Annotated in this window: 19 protein-coding genes, 2 rRNA genes and 1 other RNA gene; 13 read left to right on the top strand and 9 right to left on the bottom strand. The window is 68.2% G+C overall.

The genetic code is table 11. The features are described 5' to 3' along the window. Positions 1-30: 30 nt before the first annotated feature. The 4 genes from B5D37_RS11335 to B5D37_RS11315 all read right to left on the bottom strand — a co-directional run bounded on the left by B5D37_RS11335 (position 31) and on the right by B5D37_RS11315 (position 4,256). Positions 31-2,211: a RelA/SpoT family protein gene (locus B5D37_RS11335; RefSeq protein ID WP_078758848.1), complete on the bottom strand. Its 2,181-nt coding sequence runs from the start codon at positions 2,209-2,211 to the stop codon at positions 31-33. 156 nt (positions 2,212-2,367) lie between these two features. After that, a complete protein-coding gene (gene rpoZ / locus B5D37_RS11325) occupies positions 2,368-2,667 on the bottom strand; it encodes a DNA-directed RNA polymerase subunit omega (RefSeq protein WP_078758846.1) in 300 nt (99 codons plus the stop codon). Positions 2,668-2,769: 102 nt separating this feature from the next. Then, positions 2,770-3,381 (bottom strand): guanylate kinase, encoded by a 612-nt coding sequence (gene gmk / locus B5D37_RS11320; protein ID WP_078758901.1) that lies wholly within the window; start codon positions 3,379-3,381, stop codon positions 2,770-2,772. 2 nt (positions 3,382-3,383) lie between these two features. Then, entirely contained in the window at positions 3,384-4,256 is an 873-nt protein-coding gene (locus B5D37_RS11315) for a YicC/YloC family endoribonuclease (protein ID WP_078758900.1), read from the bottom strand. 80 nt (positions 4,257-4,336) lie between these two features. Between B5D37_RS11315 and rph the strand changes: the two genes are divergently transcribed. The 5 genes from rph to B5D37_RS11290 all read left to right on the top strand — a co-directional run bounded on the left by rph (position 4,337) and on the right by B5D37_RS11290 (position 9,668). Then, on the top strand, positions 4,337-5,092 hold the full coding sequence (rph, locus tag B5D37_RS11310; protein WP_078758845.1) for a ribonuclease PH: 756 nt from the start codon (positions 4,337-4,339) through the stop codon (positions 5,090-5,092). A gap of 10 nt (positions 5,093-5,102) precedes the next feature. Then, positions 5,103-5,699 carry an RdgB/HAM1 family non-canonical purine NTP pyrophosphatase gene (gene rdgB / locus B5D37_RS11305; RefSeq protein ID WP_078758844.1) on the top strand — a complete coding sequence of 199 codons (597 nt, stop codon included), beginning with the start codon at positions 5,103-5,105 and terminating at the stop codon, positions 5,697-5,699. Further along, the gene (hemW, locus tag B5D37_RS11300) at positions 5,699-6,853 is read left to right on the top strand and encodes a radical SAM family heme chaperone HemW (RefSeq protein WP_078758843.1); all 1,155 of its coding nucleotides are present in this window, start codon (positions 5,699-5,701) and stop codon (positions 6,851-6,853) included. The genes rdgB and hemW overlap by 1 nt, the downstream gene beginning before the upstream one ends. A 203-nt stretch (positions 6,854-7,056) precedes the next feature. Further along, positions 7,057-9,318: a DUF1631 family protein gene (locus B5D37_RS11295; protein ID WP_327078556.1), complete on the top strand. Its 2,262-nt coding sequence runs from the start codon at positions 7,057-7,059 to the stop codon at positions 9,316-9,318. Continuing rightward, entirely contained in the window at positions 9,315-9,668 is a 354-nt protein-coding gene (locus B5D37_RS11290; RefSeq protein ID WP_078758841.1) for a PilZ domain-containing protein, read from the top strand. Before B5D37_RS11295 ends, B5D37_RS11290 begins: the two co-directional genes overlap by 4 nt. A gap of 27 nt (positions 9,669-9,695) precedes the next feature. Here the strand turns inward: B5D37_RS11290 and B5D37_RS11285 are convergent, their stop codons facing one another. Beyond that, positions 9,696-12,356 carry a bifunctional diguanylate cyclase/phosphodiesterase gene (locus B5D37_RS11285; RefSeq protein ID WP_078758840.1) on the bottom strand — a complete coding sequence of 887 codons (2,661 nt, stop codon included), beginning with the start codon at positions 12,354-12,356 and terminating at the stop codon, positions 9,696-9,698. A gap of 23 nt (positions 12,357-12,379) precedes the next feature. Here B5D37_RS11285 and pepQ point away from each other — a divergent pair, with 23 nt between their 5' ends. Then, the gene (gene pepQ, locus B5D37_RS11280) at positions 12,380-13,708 is read left to right on the top strand and encodes a Xaa-Pro dipeptidase (protein WP_078758839.1); all 1,329 of its coding nucleotides are present in this window, start codon (positions 12,380-12,382) and stop codon (positions 13,706-13,708) included. Positions 13,709-13,786: 78 nt separating this feature from the next. Here pepQ and B5D37_RS11275 read toward each other — a convergent pair whose 3' ends face one another. Together B5D37_RS11275 and B5D37_RS11270 are read right to left on the bottom strand one after the other, a co-directional pair. Next, complete coding sequence (locus tag B5D37_RS11275; RefSeq protein ID WP_078758899.1) at positions 13,787-15,106, bottom strand: aminopeptidase P N-terminal domain-containing protein; 1,320 nt, start codon at positions 15,104-15,106, stop codon at positions 13,787-13,789. Between the two features lie 19 nt (positions 15,107-15,125). Then, the gene (locus B5D37_RS11270) at positions 15,126-15,680 is read right to left on the bottom strand and encodes a UPF0149 family protein (protein WP_268776111.1); all 555 of its coding nucleotides are present in this window, start codon (positions 15,678-15,680) and stop codon (positions 15,126-15,128) included. Positions 15,681-15,801: 121 nt separating this feature from the next. Between B5D37_RS11270 and B5D37_RS11265 the strand changes: the two genes are divergently transcribed. The 7 genes from B5D37_RS11265 (at position 15,802) to rpiA (ending at position 22,995) form a co-directional block, all read left to right on the top strand. After that, a complete protein-coding gene (locus B5D37_RS11265; RefSeq protein ID WP_159447389.1) occupies positions 15,802-20,418 on the top strand; it encodes an EAL domain-containing protein in 4,617 nt (1,538 codons plus the stop codon). Positions 20,419-20,449: 31 nt separating this feature from the next. Beyond that, the gene (locus B5D37_RS11260) at positions 20,450-20,671 is read left to right on the top strand and encodes a TIGR02449 family protein (RefSeq protein ID WP_078758837.1); all 222 of its coding nucleotides are present in this window, start codon (positions 20,450-20,452) and stop codon (positions 20,669-20,671) included. Further along, entirely contained in the window at positions 20,668-20,967 is a 300-nt protein-coding gene (locus B5D37_RS11255; RefSeq protein WP_078758836.1) for a cell division protein ZapA, read from the top strand. The genes B5D37_RS11260 and B5D37_RS11255 overlap by 4 nt, the downstream gene beginning before the upstream one ends. A gap of 66 nt (positions 20,968-21,033) precedes the next feature. Further along, a non-coding RNA gene (gene ssrS, locus B5D37_RS11250) (6S RNA) lies at positions 21,034-21,221 on the top strand. A gap of 35 nt (positions 21,222-21,256) precedes the next feature. Then, positions 21,257-21,859, top strand: coding sequence for a 5-formyltetrahydrofolate cyclo-ligase (locus B5D37_RS11245; RefSeq protein WP_078758835.1), 603 nt, complete (start codon positions 21,257-21,259; stop codon positions 21,857-21,859). Beyond that, complete coding sequence (locus B5D37_RS11240; protein ID WP_078758834.1) at positions 21,859-22,329, top strand: EVE domain-containing protein; 471 nt, start codon at positions 21,859-21,861, stop codon at positions 22,327-22,329. Before B5D37_RS11245 ends, B5D37_RS11240 begins: the two co-directional genes overlap by 1 nt. 3 nt (positions 22,330-22,332) lie before the next feature. Beyond that, complete coding sequence (gene rpiA / locus B5D37_RS11235; RefSeq protein ID WP_078758833.1) at positions 22,333-22,995, top strand: ribose-5-phosphate isomerase RpiA; 663 nt, start codon at positions 22,333-22,335, stop codon at positions 22,993-22,995. A gap of 161 nt (positions 22,996-23,156) precedes the next feature. On the opposite strand, the gene rrf is transcribed toward rpiA, so the two are convergent. Beyond that, positions 23,157-23,271, bottom strand: a 5S ribosomal RNA gene (gene rrf, locus B5D37_RS11230). A 120-nt stretch (positions 23,272-23,391) separates the two neighbouring features. Then, positions 23,392-23,463 (bottom strand): 23S ribosomal RNA (locus B5D37_RS11225); the annotation flags it as partial.

The following is a 23,463-nucleotide window of genomic DNA, read 5'->3' as shown; positions in this document are numbered from 1 at the left end:
GGCATGCACGCCGTTCCATGCCACGTCCGCTCAGATGCGCTGGATGCCCAGCACCACGCCGAGTTTTCGCACCTTGCGGATCACCGCCGCCAGGTGCCTGCGATCGCCAACCTCGATACCGAAGCGCAGCACCGCCACGTTGGTGTCGCGTTCGAGGTATTCGACCTTGTCGATGTTGGACTCGGCCTCGGCGATCGCCGCCGCCACGCGGGCCAGCGCGCCCGGCCGGTTGTCCACCTCGATGCGCAGGGCGGCGCCGAAGTCGCCCCGCACCTTGCGGTCCCAGCCGATCGGCACCCAGCGCTCGGGCGACTTGCGGTAGTCCACCAGGTTCGGGCAATCCATGCGGTGCACCACGATGCCCTTGCCGGCGGTGTGGTAGCCCATGATGTCGTCGCCCGGCACCGGCAGGCAGCAGTGCGCGAAGCTGATGACGCCGCGCTCGCTGCCGTTGATGAGGATCTTGTCCCGGGACAGCGGCAGGCCGTCGGAACTGGCCGGGGATACGCTGGCACTCGTTCCCGACAGCACCAGCGCCACCTGGGCCGGCATGCGGTTGCCCAGGGCGATGTCGGCGAGCAGGGCCTCCAGCCGCGGATACCGGTGCTCCTGCAGGTAGCTCTCCATCCGCGGTGCCGGCACCCGCTCCAGCGAGCTGTCCCGTGCCTCCAGCGCGCGGTCCAGCATCCGGTGCCCCAGTTGCACCGCATCCTCGTGTTCGATCTGCTTGAGCTGCTGGCGGATCGCGGTCCGCGCCTTCCCGGAGACCACGAACTCGAGCCATTGCGGCTTGGGAACGGACGACTTGGCGGTGATGATCTCCACGCGTTGCCCGTTGGCCAGGCGCGTACGCAGGGGCACCAGCTTGTCGTCCACCCGCGCGGCGACCGCCTGGTTGCCGACGTCGGTATGCACCGCATAGGCGAAGTCGAGTGCGGAGGCGTTGCGTGGCAGGGAAAGGATGTCCCCCTTGGGGCTGAACAGGTAGACCTCATCGGGGAACAGGTCGACCTTGACGTTCTCGAGGAACTCCAGCGACGAGCCGGTGGCGTGTTGCGATTCCACCAGCCCGGTGATCCACGAGTGCGCGCGTGTCTGGGCGCTGTTGGGCCCCTCGCCCCCGTCCTTGTAGGACCAGTGGGCGGCGATGCCGCGCTCGGCGATCAGGTCCATCTCCTCGGTGCGCAGCTGCACCTCGACGGGCGAGCCGTACGGGCCGAACAGCACCGTGTGCAGCGACTGGTACCCGTTAGCCTTCGGGATCGCGATGAAATCGCGGAATCGCGCGTCCAGTGGCTTGTAGGTGGCGTGCACCACGCCCAGCGCGTGGTAGCAATCGGTGACCGAGCGCAGCACGATCCGGAAACCGAACACGTCCATCACCCGGTTGAAGCTCTTGTGCTCGGCGCGCATCTTCGAATAGATGCTCCAGGGCGACTTCACCCGGCTGATCAAGCGGTGCTGCAGCTTGTCCTTGGCCAGCCGCTGGGCCAGGTTGGCCTCGATCTGGACGAGCGCCTCGCGCCGGACCACCGGCTGGGACCGGATGCGTTTTTCGATCACCGCGTGGCGCCAGGGGTGCAGCGCGCGGAAGCCCAGGTCCTGCAGCTCGGCCTTGACCAGGTTCATGCCGAGCCGCTGTGCGATCGGCGCGTAGATCTCCAGCGTCTCCCGGGCGATGCGCCTGCGCGACTCGGCGTTCTTTGCGCCGAGGGTGCGCATGTTGTGCAACCGGTCGGCGAGCTTGATCAGAATTACGCGCAGGTCGCGCGACATCGCCAGCAGCATCTTGCGGAAGCTTTCCGCGGCGGCCTCCTGGCGGTCGCGGAAGTGCAGCTTGTCGAGCTTGGTGACGCCATCGACCAGTTCCGCCACCGTCTCCCCGAATTCGGCGGCGATGCACTCGCGGGTGAGCGGGGTGTCTTCGATGGTGTCGTGCAGAATCGCCGCCAGCAGGGTCTCGACGTCGAGCCCCTGTTCGGCCAGCACCTGGGCCACCGCCACCGGGTGGGTGATGTAGGGCTCGCCCGACTTGCGGGTCTGGCCGGCATGGGCCGCCGCGCCGATCGCCCAGGCCCGGCGAAGCAGGCCCCGCTGATCCCCGGACAGGTAGTCCGTGGCTTCCTCGAACTCGTGCATGTAGTCCGGCAGCCGCGCCATGTCGACGGCAGGCAGCACATTGCGGCTACAAACGGGGCCGGAGGTGTTCATTGGAGCAATCTACGCGTCCGCCGATGCACGGCGCAATGAGAGGCGGATGGGCGCGGCAGCGGCTGCGACGCCGCGCCACGCCTGCCGGAAACGAACGACCCCGCGCTAGGCGGGGTCGCAGGGGACGATGCAGGGCCCGGGGCCCCGCGGCGGGGCTCAGTCTTCGCCCTTGGCCAGGTCGTCGTCGGCCACCACTTCGGCGGCGGCCCATTCCAGGGCCTCGCGCTCCTTGCGCTCGCGCTCGGACTTCTCGACCTCGTCGATGTACTCGGCGTTCACCTGGCGCGCGGCGATCTCGCGCAGGGCGAGCACGGTCGGCTTGTCGTTGGCTTCGCTGTTGTCCAGCTGCGACTCGACGCCGGTGGCGAGCTGGCGGGCGCGCTTTGCGGCCATCATGACGAGTTCGAAGCGGTTATCGACCACTTCCAGGCAATCTTCTACGGTGATGCGGGCCATGGGGCTCCTGGCGGCGGTGAGCCGTCAATGGGTACACAAAGGGGACGGGAGTGTAGCCGAGGCCACGCTCCACGCGCAAGTATCGTCTTGCCAATCAAACAGTTACGCGAGCAACGCGGTGATCAGCCGGCCGTGCCGGGCCACTTGGGCCTCGCGCCGCAGCCGGCTGGCAGTGAAAACCGAGCACATCTCGTCGACGGCGACGGCGAAGTGCTCGTTGACGATGACGTAGTCGAACTCGCCGTAGTGGGACATCTCTTCGCGCGCGGCCGCCAGCCGTTGCGCCATGACGGCCTCACTGTCCTGGCCGCGGGCGCGCATGCGCTCCTCCAGCGCCGCGCGCGACGGCGGCAGGATGAATACGCTCACCGCCCCCGGCACCTTGGACCGGACCTGGCGAGCGCCTTGCCAGTCGATCTCCAGCAACACGTCCTTGCCGGAGGCCAGCTGCGGCTCGACCGATTGCCGGGCGGTGCCCTTCAGGTCGCCGTGGACGCGGGCGTGTTCGAAGAAGTCGCCATTGTCAACCATGCCCTGGAAGGTGGCCTCGTCGACGAAGTGGTAATGCTCGGCGTGCCTTTCACCCGGCCGCGGCGCACGCGAGGTGAACGAGATCGACAGGGCGATGTTCGGGTCGCGGGCCAGCACCGCGTTGACGATGCTGGATTTCCCGGCACCGGACGGCGCTGCGACGATGAAGAGAGTGCCTCGCATGCTCATTCGATGTTCTGGACCTGTTCGCGGACCTGGTCGATCAGCACCTTCAGCTCCACCGCGGCGGCGGAGCTGCGGGCGTCGACGGACTTCGAGCCCAGGGTATTGGCCTCGCGGTTGAACTCCTGCAGCAGGAAATCCAGTCGGCGGCCGACCGCCTCGCGCAGCTTCAGCACCCGCCGGGCTTCGTCGACATGCGCGTCGAGGCGATCCAGCTCCTCGTCCACGTCGAGCTTCTGCAGCCACATCACCAGCTCCTGCTCCAGGCGCCCCGGCTCGATGCCGCCGCCCGCCGCCTGCCCGAGATCCGACAGGCGCGCCTCGAGCTTGGTGCGCTGGCCGGTGCGGATCGCCGGCATCATCAAACGGACGTCGGCGGCGATGCGCGAAATGCCGTCGATGCGCTCACTGATGGCCGCGGCCAGCTTGGCGCCCTCGCGCTCGCGCGATTCGATGAAGGCATCGACCACCTCGTCCAGCAGTGCCACCGCTTCGGCCTGCAGCGCGGCCGCATCCGTGGCGGGCGCCTGCAATACGCCGGGGAACTGCAGCAGTTGCGTGAACTCGGTCTGCAGGCCCGGGAACCGTGCGGACAGGTCGATCGCCAGCTCACTCAACTCCCGCAGTCGGGTCGGGTTCGCGTGCAGGCCGCCACCGGCTTCCGGCGCGCGCAGGCGCAGGGTCAGGTCCAGCTTGCCCCGCCCGATGCGGGACGCCACCCGCTCGCGCAGTACCGGCTCCAGCGCGCGCAGGTCATCGTGCAGGCGCATGCCGATCTCGAGGAAACGATGGTTGACCGAACGCAGCTCGCAGCCGAGCGTGCCCCATTCGGTCGCGCGTTCGCCGTTGGCGAAGGCGGTCATGCTGCGGATCATGGTCAGTTCCAGCGCCGGCAAAGAAGAGCCGGCCAGGGGCGGATGGTAAACTCGCCGGCCCATTTGACGGTAATTTGCCCATGCCTGCCGCCGGCACGTCCGATTTTTCGCGGCCCAGCGGCCGCACGCCCGCGCAACTGCGCGAGGTCCGCATCGAACGCAACTTCACCCGTCACGCCGAAGGATCGGTACTGATCAGCTTCGGCGACACCCGGGTGCTGTGCACCGCGAGCGTCGAGAACCGCGTGCCGGGCTTCCTGCGCGGCAAGGGCGAGGGCTGGGTGACCGCCGAGTACGGCATGCTGCCGCGCGCCACCAACACCCGCAACGACCGTGAGGCCGCGCGCGGCAAGCAGGGCGGACGCACGCTGGAGATCCAGCGCCTGATCGGCCGCTCCCTGCGCGCCTGCGTGGACCGGAAGATGCTCGGCGAGCGCACCATCACCCTCGATTGCGACGTGCTGCAGGCGGACGGCGGTACCCGCACGGCCGCGATCACCGGTGCGTACGTGGCACTGGTCGACGCCATCAACTGGCTGGTGGCGCGCGGCGAGATCAAGCCCAAGGGCGGACGCACCCCGGTGTTCGGCGCCGTCGCGGCAGTGTCCGTCGGCATCTATCGCGGCGTGCCGGTGCTGGACCTGGACTACGCCGAGGACAGCGACTGCGACACCGACATGAACGTCGTCATGAACGACGGCGGCGGCTTCATTGAACTGCAGGGCACGGCCGAGGGGCATTCCTTCCGCGCCGAAGAGCTGGCAGCGATGACCGCACTCGCCGAACGCGGCGTGGCCGAGCTGGTCGACATCCAGCGCGCCGCCCTGGCGGGTTGAGCGGGCCCCGATGAGCCGCACCCGCATCGTCGTCGCCAGTGGAAACGCGGGCAAGCTGGCCGAGTTCAACCGGCTGCTGGGCGATGCAGGGTTGGAATTCATCGCCCAGGGCGAACTGGGCGTAGGGGACATCGAAGAGACCGGCCTGACCTTCGTCGAAAATGCGCTGTTGAAGGCACGCCACGCCGCCACGGCCACGGGGCTGCCTGCACTCGCCGATGATTCCGGCCTCTGCGTGGACGCGCTCGATGGCGCCCCGGGCCTGTACTCGGCCCGGTACGCGGGCGAGCCATCGGATGCGCAGCGCAATATCGACAAGCTGCTCGCCGCCCTTGAAGCGGTGCCGGACCCGGCCCGCGGCGCCCATTTCCATTGCACGCTGGTCCTGCTGCGCCACCCGAGGGACCCGCGCCCGCTGATCGCCCAGGGCGAATGGCACGGCCGGGTCCTGCGGGAGCGTCGCGGGGAGGGTGGTTTCGGGTACGACCCGCTGTTCCTCGATCCCGACACCGGCCTGACCGCCGCCGAACTCGATCCAGCCACCAAGATCCGGATCAGCCACCGCGGCCAAGCGCTCGCCCTGCTGCGCGAGCGCCTGTCGGCCTGATGCTCGCACCGCCGCCACTGTCGCTTTACGTGCACGTGCCGTGGTGCGTGCGCAAATGCCCCTACTGCGACTTCAACTCGCACGAACAGCGCGGCGAACCGCCGTTCGAGGCCTACGTCGACGCCCTGCTGGCCGACCTGGACTCCGACCTGCCGCTGGTCTGGGGCCGGACCGTGCAAAGCGTGTTCTTCGGCGGTGGCACGCCCAGCCTGATGCCGGCGGCCAGCCTCGAGCGTTTCCTGCAGGGCGCAAGCTCGCGGCTGCGCTTCGCCCCCGGCTGCGAGATCACCCTCGAAGCCAATCCCGGCACGGCCGAACATGGCCGGTTCGAGTCCTACCTCGCGGCCGGCATCAACCGCCTCAGCTTCGGAGTCCAGAGTTTCGACGACGGTTGCCTGCAGCGGCTCGGCCGCATCCATGACAGTGCCGAAGCCGAACGGGCGGTGAAGCTGGCGCAGGATGCGGGCTTCGACAACATCAACCTGGACCTGATGTATGCCCTGCCCGGGCAGGACTTGGCCATGGCCGCCACGGACCTTGAGCGGGCGTTCGCGCTGCAGCCGGCGCACATCAGCCACTACCAACTGACACTGGAGCCCAATACGGTGTTCGCCGCGCGGCCGCCGGCAGGCATTCCCGGCGAGGACGCGGGCTGGGACATGCAGGAGCACTGCCAGGCGATGCTCGCCGACGCGGGCTACAGGCAATACGAGGTCAGCGCCTACGCGCGGCCCGGACGCGAGTGCGCGCACAACCTCAACTACTGGACCTACGGCGACTATCTCGGCATCGGTGCCGGCGCCCACGGCAAGATCACGATGGGCCACGACCAGAGCGTGCTGCGCCGCTGGAAGCTCAAGCACCCGGCACGGTACATGGCCGCTGCGGGCGGCGAAGCGGTGATTGGTGGAGACGAACGGGTGGAGCCGGAGCGCCGTCCGTTCGAGTTCATGCTCAACGCGCTGCGCCTGGTCGGGGGATTCACCCTGGCCTCCTTCGAGGCGCGCACCGGTATCGCGGCGGCGGACATCGAGCCGCAACTCCAGGCTGCGGTGGACAACGGGTGGCTGGTCCGGGACGCCGGGCGCGTGGTTCCCACCGAATCGGGCCGGCGTTTCACCAATGACGTCGTGAGCCTGTTCCTGGCGGACTGAGCCGCCCGCACCTCGCCGGCCGCCCTTCGCGGCTTGCTGCGCAGGCATCGTCACAAAAGTGTACAAAGGCCTCAAGAACGCCTCGTGTCGGCCGATAGGGCCATCGAGTCGCGCGGCCATCACACCCGGATGAATAGGCTCCAACGCGGTTTCGACTTCCTGATCGGGCCCTTGCGCCCGTTGCGAACAGAGAGGCAGCCACCATCGATCCGACCGCCGCACTTCCCTCCACTGCCGCCGCCAAAGCCCTGCCACCCCGGGTCAGGCAGTTGCTCGGGCGGCTGATGACCCTGCTCACGGCCGAGTTCCGGCGGGAGCTGCCGCGCTTGCTGGTCACCCTCGAGCAGGACCTGCTGCACCAGGCGCAGTTCGCCCGCAATCCGACACTGCAGGCGGGGCACATGGAAGCGCTGCGCAAGCTGGAAAACCACCACGAGGAGTTCATCTCGATCTTCCTGCGCCGGCTGGCCGACGGCCTGTGCAACATCCGCACCCCCTCTTCCCGGCCCCGCCCGGGTGCCCCCAGCTTTTCGATGGAGGGTCTGCGGCTGGTCGACGATACGGAGATCAGCGAAGACGCGGTGTTGCGGTCGATCGCCGAACGCCACGCCGGAAGCGCCCGGCTGCCCCTGCTCCTGCTGGGACAGCGGTTTGGCGTGATGGCCGGGGCGCCGGCATTCGACGGCGAGTCCCTGCCCGTCGGTCCCTGGCGGCTGGGTCAGCTGCTCTCCGACGCCGCGACGGCGCTGGAGCTGAACCTGGACACGCGCCTGAAGCTCTACCGCCTGTTCGAAAGCCAGTTCGCGCCCGATTACGCGGCACTGGTCGAATCCATGAACGCCCTGCTGGCTGGCGCCCACGTGCTGCCCGGCCTGACCTACGTCCCCCTGCGCAAGCGCCGCCGTCCGGTGGAAGCCGCCACCGCACGGCCACGGGCGGAAACCGGGGAAGACACTGGCGACGCGTCCACGGCATCCGCTCCCGCCTCGACCGCACCCTTCACCAGTTGGCCGGGAAGCCAGTCCCCCGGCGGCGGCTCGGCCGCGGACGACGTGGGAATGCTGGCCCTGCTCAAGGAGCTGCTGGCGGAGCGTCGTGCGGAGTCGGGCCGGCAGCCGGCGCCCACCGATACCGCCACGCCACGTGTCACCCTGCCATCGGGCGATGTCGATGCGGCGCTCGGCGCCATGCAGGCGCGGGTACGCGAGAAGGCGACGCCACCACGCCTGCCGGAGATCCGCCAGGCACTGCTGGTGCAGGCGAGGTTGCAGTCCGGGCAGGCGACCACGCTGTCACCGGAGGACGAAGACACCTTCGAGCTGCTGGGGTTGCTGCACAGCGGCATGCGCCAGGAGCTTGGGGACCAGGGTCCTGCGACCGAGCTGGTCGACCGCCTGCAGGTGCCGGTGTTGCGGGCGGCGCTGCAGGACCAGACCTTCTTCGTCCGCCAGCAGCATCCGGCGCGCCAGTTGCTCAGCGCAGTGGCCGAGGCCGGCAGCAACTGGGCCACCGGCGAGGATTCCGATCCGCAGCTGACCGCCCAGCTCAAGGATACGGTCGAAGAAGTCGTCAGCCACTACGACGGCGACGCCAGGGTGTTCGAGACCGCCCACCACAAGCTGCAGCAACACCTGCAGCGGATGGCGCGCCGTGCGGAAGTCAGTGAGCGCCGCCAGGTCGAGGGCGCGCGCGGCCGCGAGAAGCTGGAACTGGCGCGTCAGGCGGCAGTGGAAGCGGTGGACGTCGCGACCGGGGACGCGAGCGTGCCGCGGTTCATCCGCACCCTGCTCGAACAACCGTGGACGGATGCACTGACGCTGGTCCTGCTCCGCCACGGCAACGAGTCGCCGGAATGGAACGCGCACGTCGAGGCCACCCACCACATCGTCCAGTCGGCGGTCCACGGCGCACCCGCGCCGGACGGGCTGCGGGCACGGATCCGGCAGGCGCTGGGGCCGGTGGGCTACAGCGGAGAGGATGCCGAAGCGGTGGTGCGCGCATTGACCGGCGGCATCGACGAAAGCGACGACCCCGCCTCCCGCACCGAGCTGGCGATGAAGCTCAAGGGCCGGGCGCGACTGGGTGCCGCGCCGGCCGCGGCTTCCGGCGATGCACCGGTTGCGCCGCGTTCGCCCAAGGAGCAGGAGTGCTACCAGCACCTGTGCACGCTGCCGTTCGGCACCTGGTTCGAATTCGACCAGCCCGACGGCACGATCCTCCGCCAACGCCTGGCCTGGTTCAGTCCCCGCACCGGGCACGCGCTGTTCGTGAACCAGCGCGGGCAGCGTGTCGAAGAGGGCCACGGCCGCCATGACCTCGACCAGGTGGCCCGGCAGGTGTCGGCGGGCCGTGCACGGGTCCTGACCACCGATCGCGCAGGCCTGGTCGACCGAGCGTGGCAGTCGGCGCTCTCCTCCCTGCGCAACCTTTCCGGCCGCAAGGGCCGTCCGGGGGGCCAAGCATGAAATACGACGAATACCGGCACGCCCGGCGTTACGACGTCCCCGATACGGTCAAGGTGGTGGACACCATGACCGACGAGGTGGTCGGGCAACTGGGCAATGTCTCCGAAACCGGAATGCTGCTGATGGCGAACAGGCCGCTGGTGGACGATGCGCTCTACCAGTTCCGGCTGGAGGTGGGCGATGGTTTCGACCATGAGCAGCCGATCGAGGTTGGCGCCCACCTGCTCTGGCAGGAATCGGCCGGCGCCTCCGGCCAGTGGTGGGCGGGATTCCGCTTCATCAAGGTACTGGACGGGCATGCGCAGCCACTGCGGCACTGGCTCGATACCCTGGTACCGGCTGCACAGTAAGCACGGCGCTCCCCGGGATCCCGGCAGTCAGCGGCGCTCCCGGAGGAACGGCACCGGCTCCGGGCGGTGCAGGAAGAACCCCTGCGCATAGTCCACGCCGATCTCGACCAGCGCCTGGCGGATCTCCTCGCTCGATACCCATTCGGCGACCACCTGGAGTCCCCGCTGATGGCCGATATCGGCAACGGCGCGCACGATGGCCAGGCTCATGGGGTCGCCCAGCATGTCGTGGATGAAGCTGCCATCGATCTTGATGATGTCGACCTGGAGGTTCTTCAGGTACCCGAACGACGACATGCCCGCGCCGAAGTCGTCGAGGGCCAGCCTGCAGCCCGCTTCCCGCAGGCGGCCGATGAAGCTGCGGACCTGCGAGAAGTTGCGCACCGCCACGGTCTCGGTGATCTCGAAGCACACCCGGCGCGGATCGACCCGGTGTTCCGCCAGCAGCTCCAGGATCCGGTCCGCCAGGGAGGCATCCTCGATGCTGGCGCCGGAAAGGTTGATGGTCGCCAGCGGCAATGCGGCGCCGCTCGGGTGGAGGTTGTCGAAGTTCGACAATGCCGTTTCGATGACCCAGCGATCGATCATCGGCATCAACCCGTAGCGCTCCGCCGCCGGCATGAAGGCACCCGGCAGGACCAGGTGCCCGTCTTCGTCGCGCAGGCGGAGCAGCAGCTCGACATAGGGCGCCTGGCCCGGCTTCCCGTTGAGTGGCCAGACCTCCTGGTACTCCAGCAGCAGCCGCTGCTCGGCGACCGCCGACTTCAGCCGGTTCGCCCATTCCATCTCGCTGTAGCGGCGGGCGGTCTGGTCGTCGCTCGCGGAATAGAAGTGGATCCGGTTCCGTCCCCCCTCCTTGGCCATGTAGCACGCGGTGTCGGCGTGCGCGAGCAGGTCCCGGAAGGTGGTGTCGGACCCGTCCAGCATGACGCCGCCGATGCTGGCGCTGACGACATAGCTGCGCTCGCCCCACACGAACACGTAACCATCGATGTACGCGCGCAGGCGCTCGGCCAGGCGCCGCGCGGCATCCTCTCCACCGGTGTCGAGCGCGAGGATGCCGAATTCGTCTCCACCCAGCCGCGCCAGCAGCACCTCCTGCTCGTTGACCTGTTCGCGCAGGATGCCCGCCAGCTGGACCAGCAACTGGTCACCGGCGATGTGCCCGGAGGTATCGTTGACCAGCTTGAACTGGTCCATGTCGAGATACAGCAGGGCGGCGCCGCGGGCGCCCTCCCCGCTCGCCAGCACCTGCTTGACCCGGCGTTCGAACTCGTGCCTGTTCAGCAGCTCGGTGAGTGCATCGTGACTGGCCTGGTAGCCCAGCATCTCGGTGAGCTGTCGCTGCTCGGAAATGTCGGTGGCAACCATCAACAGCATGGGCTGGCCTTCCACCACGACCCTGGCGACCGAGGCATTGGACCAGAACCGCTCCCCGCCGGCACCGTGCAGCCGTGCCTCCACGGTGGTGGATTGCAGGCCGGGGTCGCGCAGGCGCCTCCCGATGGCGGCATCGTCGAACAGCGCGTAGAGATCCCCCTCGCGGCTGTCCTCGCCGAGCTTCAACCGTGCCGCCTGGTTGGCGTAGGTGATCGCGCCATCACCATCCCGCGCCAACAGAACCAGCGCGGGAAGGAGCTCGTTGAGCGCACGGAACCGTTCCTCGCTCTCCCGATACGAGCGGCTCATCCGTACTGCGATCTCCAGCGCGCGTCGCCGCGACGTCAGCACCGACCACACCAGCAATGCCAACAGGACGCTGGCCACCAGCCCCGGCCAGAAGCTGGAGTCCGACCAGTCCGGCGCCATCGCCGCACCCGTCGGCTGCAGCGATACCCGCCACGTACGGCCACCATGGGTGAAGTCGCGCGAGATGCCCGTCTGCATCCCCGCGGGCACGCTGCCGGCGTGTGTGTCGTACAGGACGAAGCTCCCGCCCCCGGTGACGTCGGTGACGCTGACGCGCATTTCCGGATGGGCATCCGTGGGCAACACCCCGGCGATCATCGGAGCCGGCCGGAACGAGATCGCCAGTGATCCCGCCATGCGCGCCCGGCGCTCCTCCACCGTCCGCGGCGGCGGACCCGATGTATAGATCGGAAGCCTCAGTGCGACCCCATCGCTGCGACCGCTCGCGCCGGGCCCCTGCACCAGGGCGAAGGGCGGCGACAGGACCGCGCTGTCGGTGTCGCGCGAAGCCAGCAGAGCCTGCAGGTTCTCCGGTTGCGCCGCCACATCCAGGCCGAACAGCCTCGCATTGCCTTCGACCGGCTGCACCAGTGTCGTGCGCCACTCGTTGACGCCGGCGGCCGGTCGGCGCTCGGCATAGGCGAGGGCCTGCAGGCTGGAGAACCGGTCCCTCGGCCTCAGGCTCGCATAGACGATCTCGAATTCCCCTGCATCGACCTCTTCGGAGGCGAGGAAAGTCGCCTGGACCGAGCGGGCCACCAGTTCCGCCATCTCCAGCTGGTCGGCAATCGCCTTGGCGGTCGCGGACCCCAGGGCCTCGAGGTTCTGCCGGGCGACCTGCTCGGCATTGCGCTGTTGCAGGCCAGCAAAAAGGAACGATGCCAGGATCGCGCACAACAGCGCAGCCAGTGCCCAGACCCAGGGCCGGACCCCAAGGGGCGAGACGTCGGCCTCTACCCGACCCGGCTGCGGTGCTTGCGAGAATCCGTCAGAATCCATTGACGCCCCCAGTAGAGGTCCCGATGGCAGGCCCCGATATCTCCATCCTATATCCCCGACACGTGGACGAGTTGCAACGGCGCGCGACGCAGGCGCTCGAGCGCGGCGGTTTCGACCACCTTGTCATTCCCAGCGGCAACGTGCACTACCAGGTCTTCGACGACCGCGATTATCCCTACGCCGTCAACCCGCAGTTCAAGGCGTGGGTGCCGCTGACGCGCAATCCCGGCAGTTGGGTGGTCCATACCCCCGGCGAGAAGCCGAAGCTGATCTACCTGCAGCCGTTCGATTACTGGCACGTGGTGCCGCAGGCGCCGGCCGGCTATTGGGTGGATGCGTTCGACGTGGTGGTGATCCGCACCGCCGGGGAAGCCCGGCAGCATCTCCCGGCCCGTCCCGAACGCTGCGCCATCGTCGGCGAAAGCCATGGCGCGCTGGAGGGTTATACGCCGAACAACCCCGATGCCGTCATCGACTACCTGGATCACCAGCGCACCATCAAGACGCCATACGAGATCGAGATGATGCGTCGGGCCACCGATCGCGGCGTGCGCGCCCACCGGGCAGCGGAGCGTGCGTTCCGTGCCGGCGCCAGCGAATTCGGCATCCACCTGGCCTACTGCCAGGCGGCGCGGCAGGACGCCAACGAGCTGCCCTACGGCAACATCGTCGCGCTCAACGAGCACGGCGCGGTGCTGCACTACACCGAACGCGACCGGGTGCCGCCGGCGGAAGTGCGCAGCTTCCTGATCGATGCCGGTGCCAGCCATGCAGGCTACGCGTGCGACATCACCCGCACCTACGCGAGCGACCGCGACAGCGAGTTCCAGTCGATGGTCAATGCGGTGGAGGCGGCGGAGCAACGGCTGTGCGACAAGGTCCGCGCAGGCGTCGACTACCGGCAGATCCACCTGGACGCACACCTGGAGATGGCCACCATCCTCCGTGATTCCGGCGTGCTCGACATGTCGCCCGAGTCGGCGCTGGAGACAGGCGTCAGCGCGAAGTTCTTCCCGCACGGCATCGGCCATTACATCGGCCTGCAGGTCCACGATGTCGGCGGATTCCTGGAGTCCGACCGGGGCGGGAGGATCGAGCCCCCGGACGGCCATCCGTACCTGCGCCTGACCCGGGTGCTCGAACCCGGTGCGGTGGTGACGATCGAGCCCGGGATCTATTTCGCCGACCTGCTGATGGAAGAGCTGCGCAGCGGGGAGCACGCCGGGGCGGTGAACTGGGACAAGGTGGACGCACTGCGGCCCTATGGCGGCATCCGGGTCGAGGATGACGTGGTATGCACCGATGGGGATCCGATCAACCTCACCCGGGACGGCTTCGCCAGCCTGGACTAGTTGCCGGCACGCAATGGGCCCCGCGCGCGGTGACGCGAGTGCGGGGCCCGCTTGGGCCGACGGCGCAGCGAACCTCGCCTACCGGCCGCTGCGCACCCGCTCCATGTGGTCCTCGATTTCGTCGGCGCTACGGGCCAGCTTGTCGGTCAACACCTTGTGGCCGTCGCGGGTCACCAGTACGTCGTCTTCGGTGCGGATCCCGATACCCCGCCATTTCGCCGCGACCGTGGTGTCATCCGGCCGTATGTACAGCCCCGGTTCGATGGTGAACACCATGCCGGGCTCCAGCAGGCGTGACTCACCATCGATCCGGTAGTCGCCGACATCGTGCACGTCGACCCCGATCCAGTGGCCGGTCTTGTGCGGATAGAAGCGCCGGTACGTGCCTTCGGCGATGTGTTTCGACGCCTTGCCCTTCAGCAGCCCCAGTTGCAGCAGCCCCTCGGTCAACACTTCCACCGCGGCAAGGTGGCCGGCCTCGTAGGCAACGCCCGGCCGGGCCTGCTCCAGTGCCGCGGCGTGCGCGCGCCCGACCAGGTCGTGCAGGATCCGCTGCTCCTTTCCAAACCGCCCGTTGGCCGGAAAGGTCCGGGTGATGTCGGCGGCGTAACCGCGGTACTCGGCGCCGGCATCCACCAGCACCAGGTCGCCGTCGCGCACCGGGCCATTGTTGGCCACGTAATGCAGCACGCACGCGTTCGCGCCCGAACCGACGATGCTGCCGTAGGCCGGCACCGCATCGCTGGCACGGAACACCCGCTCCAGGTCCGCCTGCAGCTCGTACTCCTGCATGCCGGGACGCACGGAGGCCATGGCGGCCTGGTGAGCGGCCACCGTGATGTCGGCGGCGCGCTGCATCATCCGCAGCTCGTCGCGGTCCTTGAACAGGCGCAACTCATCGAGCAGGTGGCCGAGCTCCAGGAACTCGTGCGGGGGCTTGTTGCCCATCTTCATCATGGCGCGCACGCGATTGACCCAGCCGATCAGCTTGAGGTCGAACTCGGCATCGCGGCCGAAGTGGTAGTACACCCGCGACCGCCCTTCAAGCAGCCCCGGCAGGATGTCGTCCAGGTCGGTGATCGGATAGGCGTCGTCCAGGCCGAACGCCTCCACCGCACCCTCGGGGCCGAACCGCGGGCCGTCCCAGCCTTCGCGGTCACGGTCACGCTCGCGGCAGAACAGCAGCGTCTCGCCATGCGCCCGTCCCGGCACGAGCACCAGCACGGCCTCCGGTTCGGGGAAGCCGGTGAGGTAGAGCAGGTCGGAATCCTGCCGGTAAGGGTAGTGGGTGTCGCGGTTGCGGATCCGTTCCAGCGCCGCAGGCAGCACCAGGATCGCATCCTCGCCGGCCATCTTCATCAACTGCCGGCGACGACGCGCATAGGCCTTGGCCGGCATCTCCAGCGGACGCGCCACGTCAGTTCAGCCTCTGCCGGTGGCGGGCGGCCAGTACGCAGTCACCATGCAGCAACAGCACCGCCACGCGCACGAACTCCTCGATCTCGACCAAAGCTTCTTCATCCTCCTCGTCGCCTTCTTCCTGCGGCTGGGCGGCAGCAAGCCGGGCGATGTCCTCCAGCGCTTCGCTGCCCTCGTCCGACAACTTCGCCCTGTCGCCGGCGGCCAGGCCGAATCCGCCCAGGAACCCCCTGCACCAATCGAACAGGGCACCACTGCGGACCTCGATGGCGGCATCCGCGTCCGGCAGCAGCAGGGCGAAATCGAAGCTGCGATCCTCCAGTTGCGACTCGCTGGTCCTGCGCAGCGCCTCGAGGGCGCCACCGCTGGCCGCGCCCGCCAATTGTTCGTCGACCAATACCCTCGACAGCCAGGCATCGGAAGACTCACCGCCACCGGCGAGCCAGCCGCAGAGAGCGCCATGCAACTCCGGGGCCGGGGTGGCGAGCCCGAGCTCGCGCATCTCCTTATCGACATCGGGCAGGCTTGGCAGGTTGGAGGGGTTGTGCGACACGTCGGCTACCGTGGAATCAGGGCCCTGCAGTCTAGCAATGGTGCCGCTGCACCCGGCGCGCTTGTTGCGGCGCCTTCACCCTGCCTACACTGCGCGCTGCCACGCCCGGAACTGCGATGACGTGCGTTCCCACTGCCCGTTCCTGAAGCCCAAGGCACGCGCGCTCGCGCTGGTGGCCACGGCAATGCTGTGGTTGGCGGCGCCTGTCACCGCAATCGCCGAGGTGCGCGATTACTACTTCGCGCCGATCGGGAGTGAAAGGGGGCTGGCCCAGAATTCCGTCACCGCGATGGTGCAGGACCGGCGCGGCTTCGTATGGATCGCCACCCAGGGTGGCCTGCACCGCTACGACGGCCAGCGCTACCTGCCACACCGGCACGACCCGCGGGACCCATCCAGCCTGCCGGACAATGTCGTGACGGCCCTGGCACTGGAAGGCGACGACGCGCTGTGGATCGGGACGCACTCGCGGTTCGTGTCGCGGTTGGACCTCGACACCGGCCGGATCGAACGCTTCATGCCACCCGATGCCGGAAGCGGCGATCCCGGCCGGCAGGTGATGTCGCTGCTGCCGCGCAACGGACGCGTGTGGGTCGGCAGCATGGAGGGCCTGGACCTGTTCGACCCGGCAACGGGACGGCGCGAGCGGGTACTCGAGCTCGACAGCCGGCGAATGAGCTCGCCTTTCCAGCAGTTGCTGGCCGACGCCGACGGCACGATCTGGTTCGCATCCGCGGCCGGGCTGTTCCGCGTTGACGGCAGTCGCGCACGCCTGGTGGGGGGACCGTCCGTCAACCAGTCGTTGCTGGTCGACCGCGACGGCGCCCTGTGGGTGGGCCGTCGCGATGGCCTGTTCCGGCTCGACGGCGACGGCCTGCTGGTCAAGCAATGGCCACTGGATGCCGGCGGCGATCGTGCCGGTGGATCCGACGTGCGCCAACTGGTGCAGGCGCCGGACGGCAGCCTCTGGTTGTCGACCTATGGCAGCGGCCTGGTGCGTTTCGACCCCACCGACGGAAGCGCCACGCGCATCCGCGACAACCCGGCCGTGCCCGCTTCACTGCCGGAGGATCACATCAGCAGCCTGATGCTGGACGCCGGCGGCATCCTCTGGGTCGGAGGTCAGTATCGCGGGGTATCGGTGGTCGACCCATCGGGCACGCCCTTCCGCTACGTGCTCGACCTGGCCCGCGGGCAGCAGGCACACCATGCGGCCGGCAACAGTTTGAGGGCGATCCACGAAGGTGTGGACGGCGCGCTATGGCTCGGCACCGACGACGCCCGCCTGTTGCGCTACGACGTGTCCAAGGACGCCTTCGACGACTGGAGCGACCGCCTGCCCGCGCGCCGGGATGGCAGCGCCCGCCAGGTCACGGCGATTGCCGATGCAGGGCACGGCCGGCTATGGCTGGCGACCACCGAAGGCCTGTTCAGGGCGGACCCGGCGCTGGAGGGAACCAGCGAGCGGATCCAGCTGGGCGCCCTGACCGGGGCCGCCTTCCGCACGCTCCTGGTCGCCCGGTCCGGCGATCTCTGGCTCGGCACCTCCGGCCAGGGCATGGTGCAGTACCAGCGCAGGAGCCGGCGTGTCGTCCATTACGCCCATGCCCCGGGCAACCCGGCCTACCTGTCCCACCCGAACGTGCACGCGCTGCTGGAGGATCGGCGGGGAAGGATCTGGATCGGCACGGGCGACGGACTGGATCTGCTCGACCCCGCCACCGGCAGGCTGCGCCACTTCAGCGCCGGACCCGGCACGCCGCATGGGCTGGCCGGGTCCCTCGTCCGCGCACTGCACGAGGACGAAGAAGGCCGCATCTGGGTGGGCACCCATTCGGGCCTGAACCGCGTTTCCGAGCAACCGGACGGCAGCGTCCAATTCCTGCAACCCCTGCCCGATGCCTTGGATTTCGACCTGCCCCCGGCGGTCTACGCCATCGCCGGCGACGACCTCCCCGGCAGCAGCAAGCTGTGGCTGGCCACCGACATCGGCGTCCTGCGCCTCGACACCGGTACCGGAGCCGTCCGCCGGTATGGCCTGGCCGACGGACTGCAGGACCTCGAGTTCAACGGTGGTGCAGTGGCGCCACTGTCCGATGGATCGATCGCGTTCGGCGGCGTCAGGGGCCTGAACCTCTTTCATCCGGCACGCATGCAGGATCCGGCCTACGTGCCGCCCCTGCAGTTGCTCAGTGCGCGTGCAGGTGCCGATGCCGCGGTGGACGCCGGCGTGCGCTGGCAAGGCGGCCCGCTCACGGTGCCCGACGGTGCCGACATTCTCCGCCTGCGCGTCGGTGCACTGGACTTCGCGCCCGCGGCCAGCATCCTCTACCGCTATCGGCTGGAAGGCTTCGACAAGGGCTGGATCGACAACGGGCCCCAGGGCGACATCACCTACACCCGGCTCCCTCCCGGCAGCTATGTCCTGCGCGCGCAGGCAAGCGACCGGGCCGGTAGCTGGACCGGCGCCGAACTCAGGGTCCCGGTCGATATCGCACCGCCGCTATGGCGGCACCCGGCCACGATCGCGGCAACCCTGCTGGCGCTACTGGCGTGGCTGGCCTGGCTGGCATGGCAGTGGCGCCAGCGCAGGGATCGCGAGCAAGGCTGGTTCCGGCAGATCCGAGAACGCGAAGAGCGCCTGAAGCTTGCGCTGTGGGCTTCAGGGGAGCAGTTCTGGGACTACGACCTGCGAACGCGCGAGATCCAGCGCATGCAGGTGTCCGACACCTCCAGTGCACGCCCCGACATCTCCGTCGGCACCGTGGTCAGCGGCGACGAGTCGATCCACCCCGAAGACCGGGAACAGGTGCGTGAGGCGATGGTCAGGCACCTGCGGGGCGAGGTGGCGCTGTTCCTGTCCGAACACCGCACCCGCGGAGGCGGCGAAGGCGCCGACTGGCACTGGGTCAGGGCGCGAGGACGCGTAGTGGAGAGGAGCTCCGATGGGAGAGCCGTACGCGTGGCCGGCACTGCCCGCGACATCACCGCCAACCGCAGCGCCGAGCGGGAGCGCCGGATCTCGAGCGAGGTGCTGCGCAGCATGGCCGAGGCCGTCGCCGTGTTCGACGACCAGTTCCGGTTCGTCTCGGTCAACCCCGCTTTCACCCGGATGACCGGTTACGCCGCGTCGGATGTCCTGGGGCACTCGACCAGCCTGCTCGACGGCCACCAGCACCATGCGGGTTTCTACAGCAGCATCCGCGATGCCCTGCAGCGCGACGGCCGCTGGTCCGGCGAGGTCTGGCAGCAGCGGCGCGACGGCGAGGAATTCCTGTGCTGGCTGCAGGCGGGCGCCGTCTCGGACATGCACGGCGGACGTGGTCACTACGTCGCGGTGCTGACCGACATCACCGAGCAGAAGCGCGCGGAACAGGAGTTGCGCTACCTGGCCAACTACGACCCGCTCACCAGCCTGCCCAACCGCACGCTGCTGTCCGAGCGCCTGTCGCGCTCGATAGTGCGGGCACGGGCGGGACGCAGGAAGATCGCCGTGCTGTTCCTTGACCTGGACCGGTTCAAGGACATCAACGATTCGCTGGGCCACGCCGCCGGCGATCGCATCCTCGGGGCCGCCGCGCGCCGCCTGCAGCAGACGGTGGGCGCAAGCCATACCGTCGCCCGGCTGGGCGGGGACGAGTTCACCGTAGTGCTGGAGGATCTGCACGACGCCCTGCAGGCGGAGGCGGTCGCGGCCGACCTCATCGCTGCGTTCGAAACGCCTTTGCAACTGGATGAACAGACGGACGTGGTGATCTCGCCCTCGATCGGCATCAGCCTGTATCCCGACCACGCGCGTATCCCGTCCGACCTGCTCAAGCATGCCGACACGGCGATGTACCAGGCCAAGGCCATGGGTCGGCGCACTTTCATGGTGTACGAGCCGAGCATGGACATCGACATCCGCCGCAGGGCCACGCTCTCGGCGGCCCTGCGCAAAGTGCTCGACCGTGGCGAACTGTCCCTCGTGTTCCAGCCACAGCAGTCGCTTTCCAACGGCGACGTCACCGGCGTGGAGGCACTGCTGCGTTGGCACAGTCCCGAACTGGGCGACATCCTGCCGTCGCAGTTCATCCCGCTGGCCGAGGAGAACGGCCTCATCCTCGAAATCGGGGAGTGGGTGCTGCAGCAGGCCTGCGCCACGCTCGGCCGCTGGCGCGCGCTCGGGGTCAGCGGCGTATGCATGGCGGTCAACGTGTCGGCACTGCAGTTGCTGCGCGGCGACCTGCCGACGGTCGTGGCGCGGGTACTGGAACAGACCGGTCTGCCCCCCGAGCACCTCGAGCTGGAGCTGACCGAGAGCGTATTGATGGCCAATCCCGAACAGAACGCCGCCAAGCTTCAGGCCTTCCGGTCGCTCGGGGTGGGGCTGGCGGTGGACGACTTCGGCACGGGTTATTCGTCGCTTTCATACCTCAAGCGCTTGCCGATCACCTCGATCAAGATCGACAAGGAATTCGTCGACGACCTCAGCCACGACCCGGACGATGCCGCCATCACCAGCACCATCATCAAGATGGCCCACTCGCTCGGCTTGTCGGTGATCGCCGAAGGCGTCGAAACCGAGGACCAGGTGCGCTTCCTCCGCGACCACCGCTGCGACGAGATCCAGGGGTTCTGGCTCGCGCGCCCGATGTCGGAGCAGGACTGCCTCGCGTTCCTGCTGGAGCACGCTCGGCACGACGACCTCCTCTCCGCCGGGGCGGCCACCCGCATGACATCCACACCTGCTTCTTGACCGCCCCCCGGCCGCTGCCTATCGTGCCGTGATGGAACGCGCCGAACTGCTCGCTCGTATGCAACTGCTGGTCGACCGCGTCGATGAACTCGCCGATCGCATGCGACGTCTGCAGGAAGAGAACCGGAGCCTTCGCCAGCAGCAGGAGCAACTGGCGGCCGAGCGCGCCGCGCTGCTGACCAAGAACGAGCAGGCCCGAACCCGGGTCGAGGCCATGATCGCGCGGCTGAAGTCGCTGGAGCAGCACACGTGAGCCCCACCCAACCGGTCACCATCCGCCTGCTCGACCGTGAGTACACCGTCGGCTGCGAGCCGGAGGAGCGCGAGAGCCTGCTCGCGGCCGCACGCCTGCTGGACGGGAAGATGCGGGAGATCCGCGGCAGCAACCGCATGGCCGCGCTGGACCGGGTTGCGGTGCTGGCCGCACTCAATTTCGCCCACGAACTGCAGCAACTGAAGGATGAGGGCGAAGGCCGCTCCAGCGAGCTCGAACGCACCCTCGACGACCTGCACCGGAAGCTCGACCGACTCGAACTCCCCGAGCGCTGAACATCTCCGTACCACTGCCGACGAATGGCGCATCGCGTGCCCCGGCCGCGCGCTATACTCACCGCACGTCCTCTGCTGTGGACGACGGCGTGCGCAAACATTCGCCTTGTCCCTTAATTGCGACCGCGGGGGCGCAACGGAAGCCCGGAGTGCAGGTCCGCCCTGGTAGCGGGAAGCCCGACGGCCTCCAGGCGTCCCCACTTGAACCTCGGGTTCAAGGTCGTTTCGCGCGCATCGCCATCGGCGGAGGACTTTCTTTTGTGTGCCGGTTTCCCCGGCCCCCCGCAGCATGACGACCGGTTCGCGCATCGCACGTGCGCCTCTTCGTGACGCGCTCCGAGAGCGCCGCCAAGGCATCGCGCCTCCCGCGCGTATCGCGGCCGCCCAGTCCCTTGCACGCAGGCTGCTCTCGCTTCCTTTCGACGTTCCCCCCGGCCCCGTTGCGGGTTACTGGGCGCTCGACGGCGAGATCGCATTGCACGCGTGGCAGCTAGGGCTCCCCCCGGGCAGCGTCTACTGCCTTCCCGTCCTGACCGGCGACACATTGTCATTCGCGCCGTGGCGTCCCGGCGACAAGCTCGCCAGTAACCGCTACGGGATACCCGAGCCCGACGTGTCTCCCGGCGAACTGCTGCCACCGTCGGCGATGGCGCTCGTGGTGATGCCGCTGGTCGGGTTCGACCTCCAGGGCCATCGCCTCGGCATGGGCGGAGGTTGGTACGATCGCAGCTTCGCATTCCGGCAGGCCGGCGCGCCGCCGCCGTTCCTTGTCGGCGCCGCGTTCGCTGCGCAACAGGTCGATGCCATCGCCCCCGAACCATGGGACGTGGACGTCGATGCGGTCTGCACCGAGGGCGCGACCCACACGTTTCCCCGCAGGACACCTGATTGATGAGCAAGCGGCGCCGATACTGGCTGATGAAGTCCGAGCCCGACGCATTCTCCATCGACGACCTCGAGCGTGTCGGCACCGAGCCGTGGAACGGCGTGCGCAACTACCAGGCCCGCAACTTCATGCGCGACGGCATGAAGATCGGCGACAAGGTGTTGTTCTACCACTCCAATACCAAGGTGCCCGGCATCGTCGGAACCGCCACCGTGGCCAGCGGGGCTTATCCGGACGAGACACAGTTCGACCGCAAGTCCGACTACTACGACCCGAAGGCTTCCCGCGAAGAGCCCCGATGGCACCTCGTGGATATCGCCTTCGAGCGGAAGCTGTCGCGCACGATCCGCCTGGAAGAAATCAAACAGCAGGCGGAGCGGCTCGGCGAGGAGTTCGCGCTCATTCGCAGGGGCAACCGCTTGTCGGTGTTTCCCGTTTCCGCAGACCAGTACTCATTCCTCCTTTCCCTCGAGTAGACCATGTCCGAAGCAAAGCGCCTCGCGGCCGAAGCCGCCATCGAATACGTAGAAGAAGGGATGGTGCTGGGGGTCGGCACCGGCTCTACCGTCGCCTACTTCATCGACGCGCTGGGTCGCAATCCCGGGAGGATCAAGGGAGCCGTTTCCAGTTCGGAGCAGAGCAGCGAACGCCTGCGAGCGCACGGCATCGAGATCCTCGATCTCAACTTCACCGGGCCGCTTTCGTTGTACGTGGACGGAGCAGATGAATGCGACCCGCACAAGCGCTTGATCAAGGGTGGCGGCGCCGCACTGACCCGCGAGAAGATCATCGCCGAGGCGAGTGAGCGCTTCATCTGCATCATCGACCCAGCCAAACAGGTCGATGTGCTGGGCCGTTTTCCGCTTCCGGTCGAAGTCATTCCCATGGCCCGCAGCCTGGTCGCGCGCGAGATCGTGGCAATGACGGGAGGGCAGCCGGTCTGGCGCCAGGGATCGAATGAGAAGGGAGTGCTCACCGACAACGGGAACGCCATCATCGATGTGCATGGCCTGTCCATCGTCGACCCGGTGGGGCTCGAGGCGGCGCTCAACCAGATCCCGGGTGTGGTTGCGGTCGGGCTGTTCGCTCGCCGACCTGCCGACGTCGTCATCGTAGGTGGTGAGCCGCCCCGCACACTCTAGCTGTCGCGGTACCGCCGCCCGGAGCGCACCCGGGCGGAGCCCGCTCACTCTCCCGCCGCGGGCGATCCACCCAGCAGCCGGCACCGTCGCCGGGCCCAAGAGGCCAAAAAAGGCAAAAGAAAAAGGCCGGTCCCTTCTGGGGACCGGCCTTTGGTGTAAATGCTCAGCGATGACCTACTCTTGCATGGTTTGAACCACACTACCATCGGCGCATGTGCGTTTCACTTCCGAGTTCGGGATGGGATCGGGTGGTTCCACACAGCTATGTTCACTGAGCAAGCTGTTGGAGTCGCGCCTGCGGCGCGGACTCTCATAAGTTGGGACGTAGCGATCGTTGTTGCATATGGTCTGGAATGTCGTCGACGTATCGTCGAGTCCAAGGCCACTTGAGGTTATATGGTCAAGCCACACGGATCATTAGTACTGGTTAGCTCAACGCATTGCTGCGCTTACACACCCAGCCTATCA

The organism is Lysobacter spongiicola DSM 21749 (assembly GCF_900167055.1).
In the GTDB taxonomy this organism is placed as follows: domain Bacteria; phylum Pseudomonadota; class Gammaproteobacteria; order Xanthomonadales; family Xanthomonadaceae; genus Novilysobacter; species Novilysobacter spongiicola.
The sequence above is the reverse complement of the archived record's forward strand: the minus strand, read 5'-3'. Positions and strand labels throughout refer to the sequence as shown.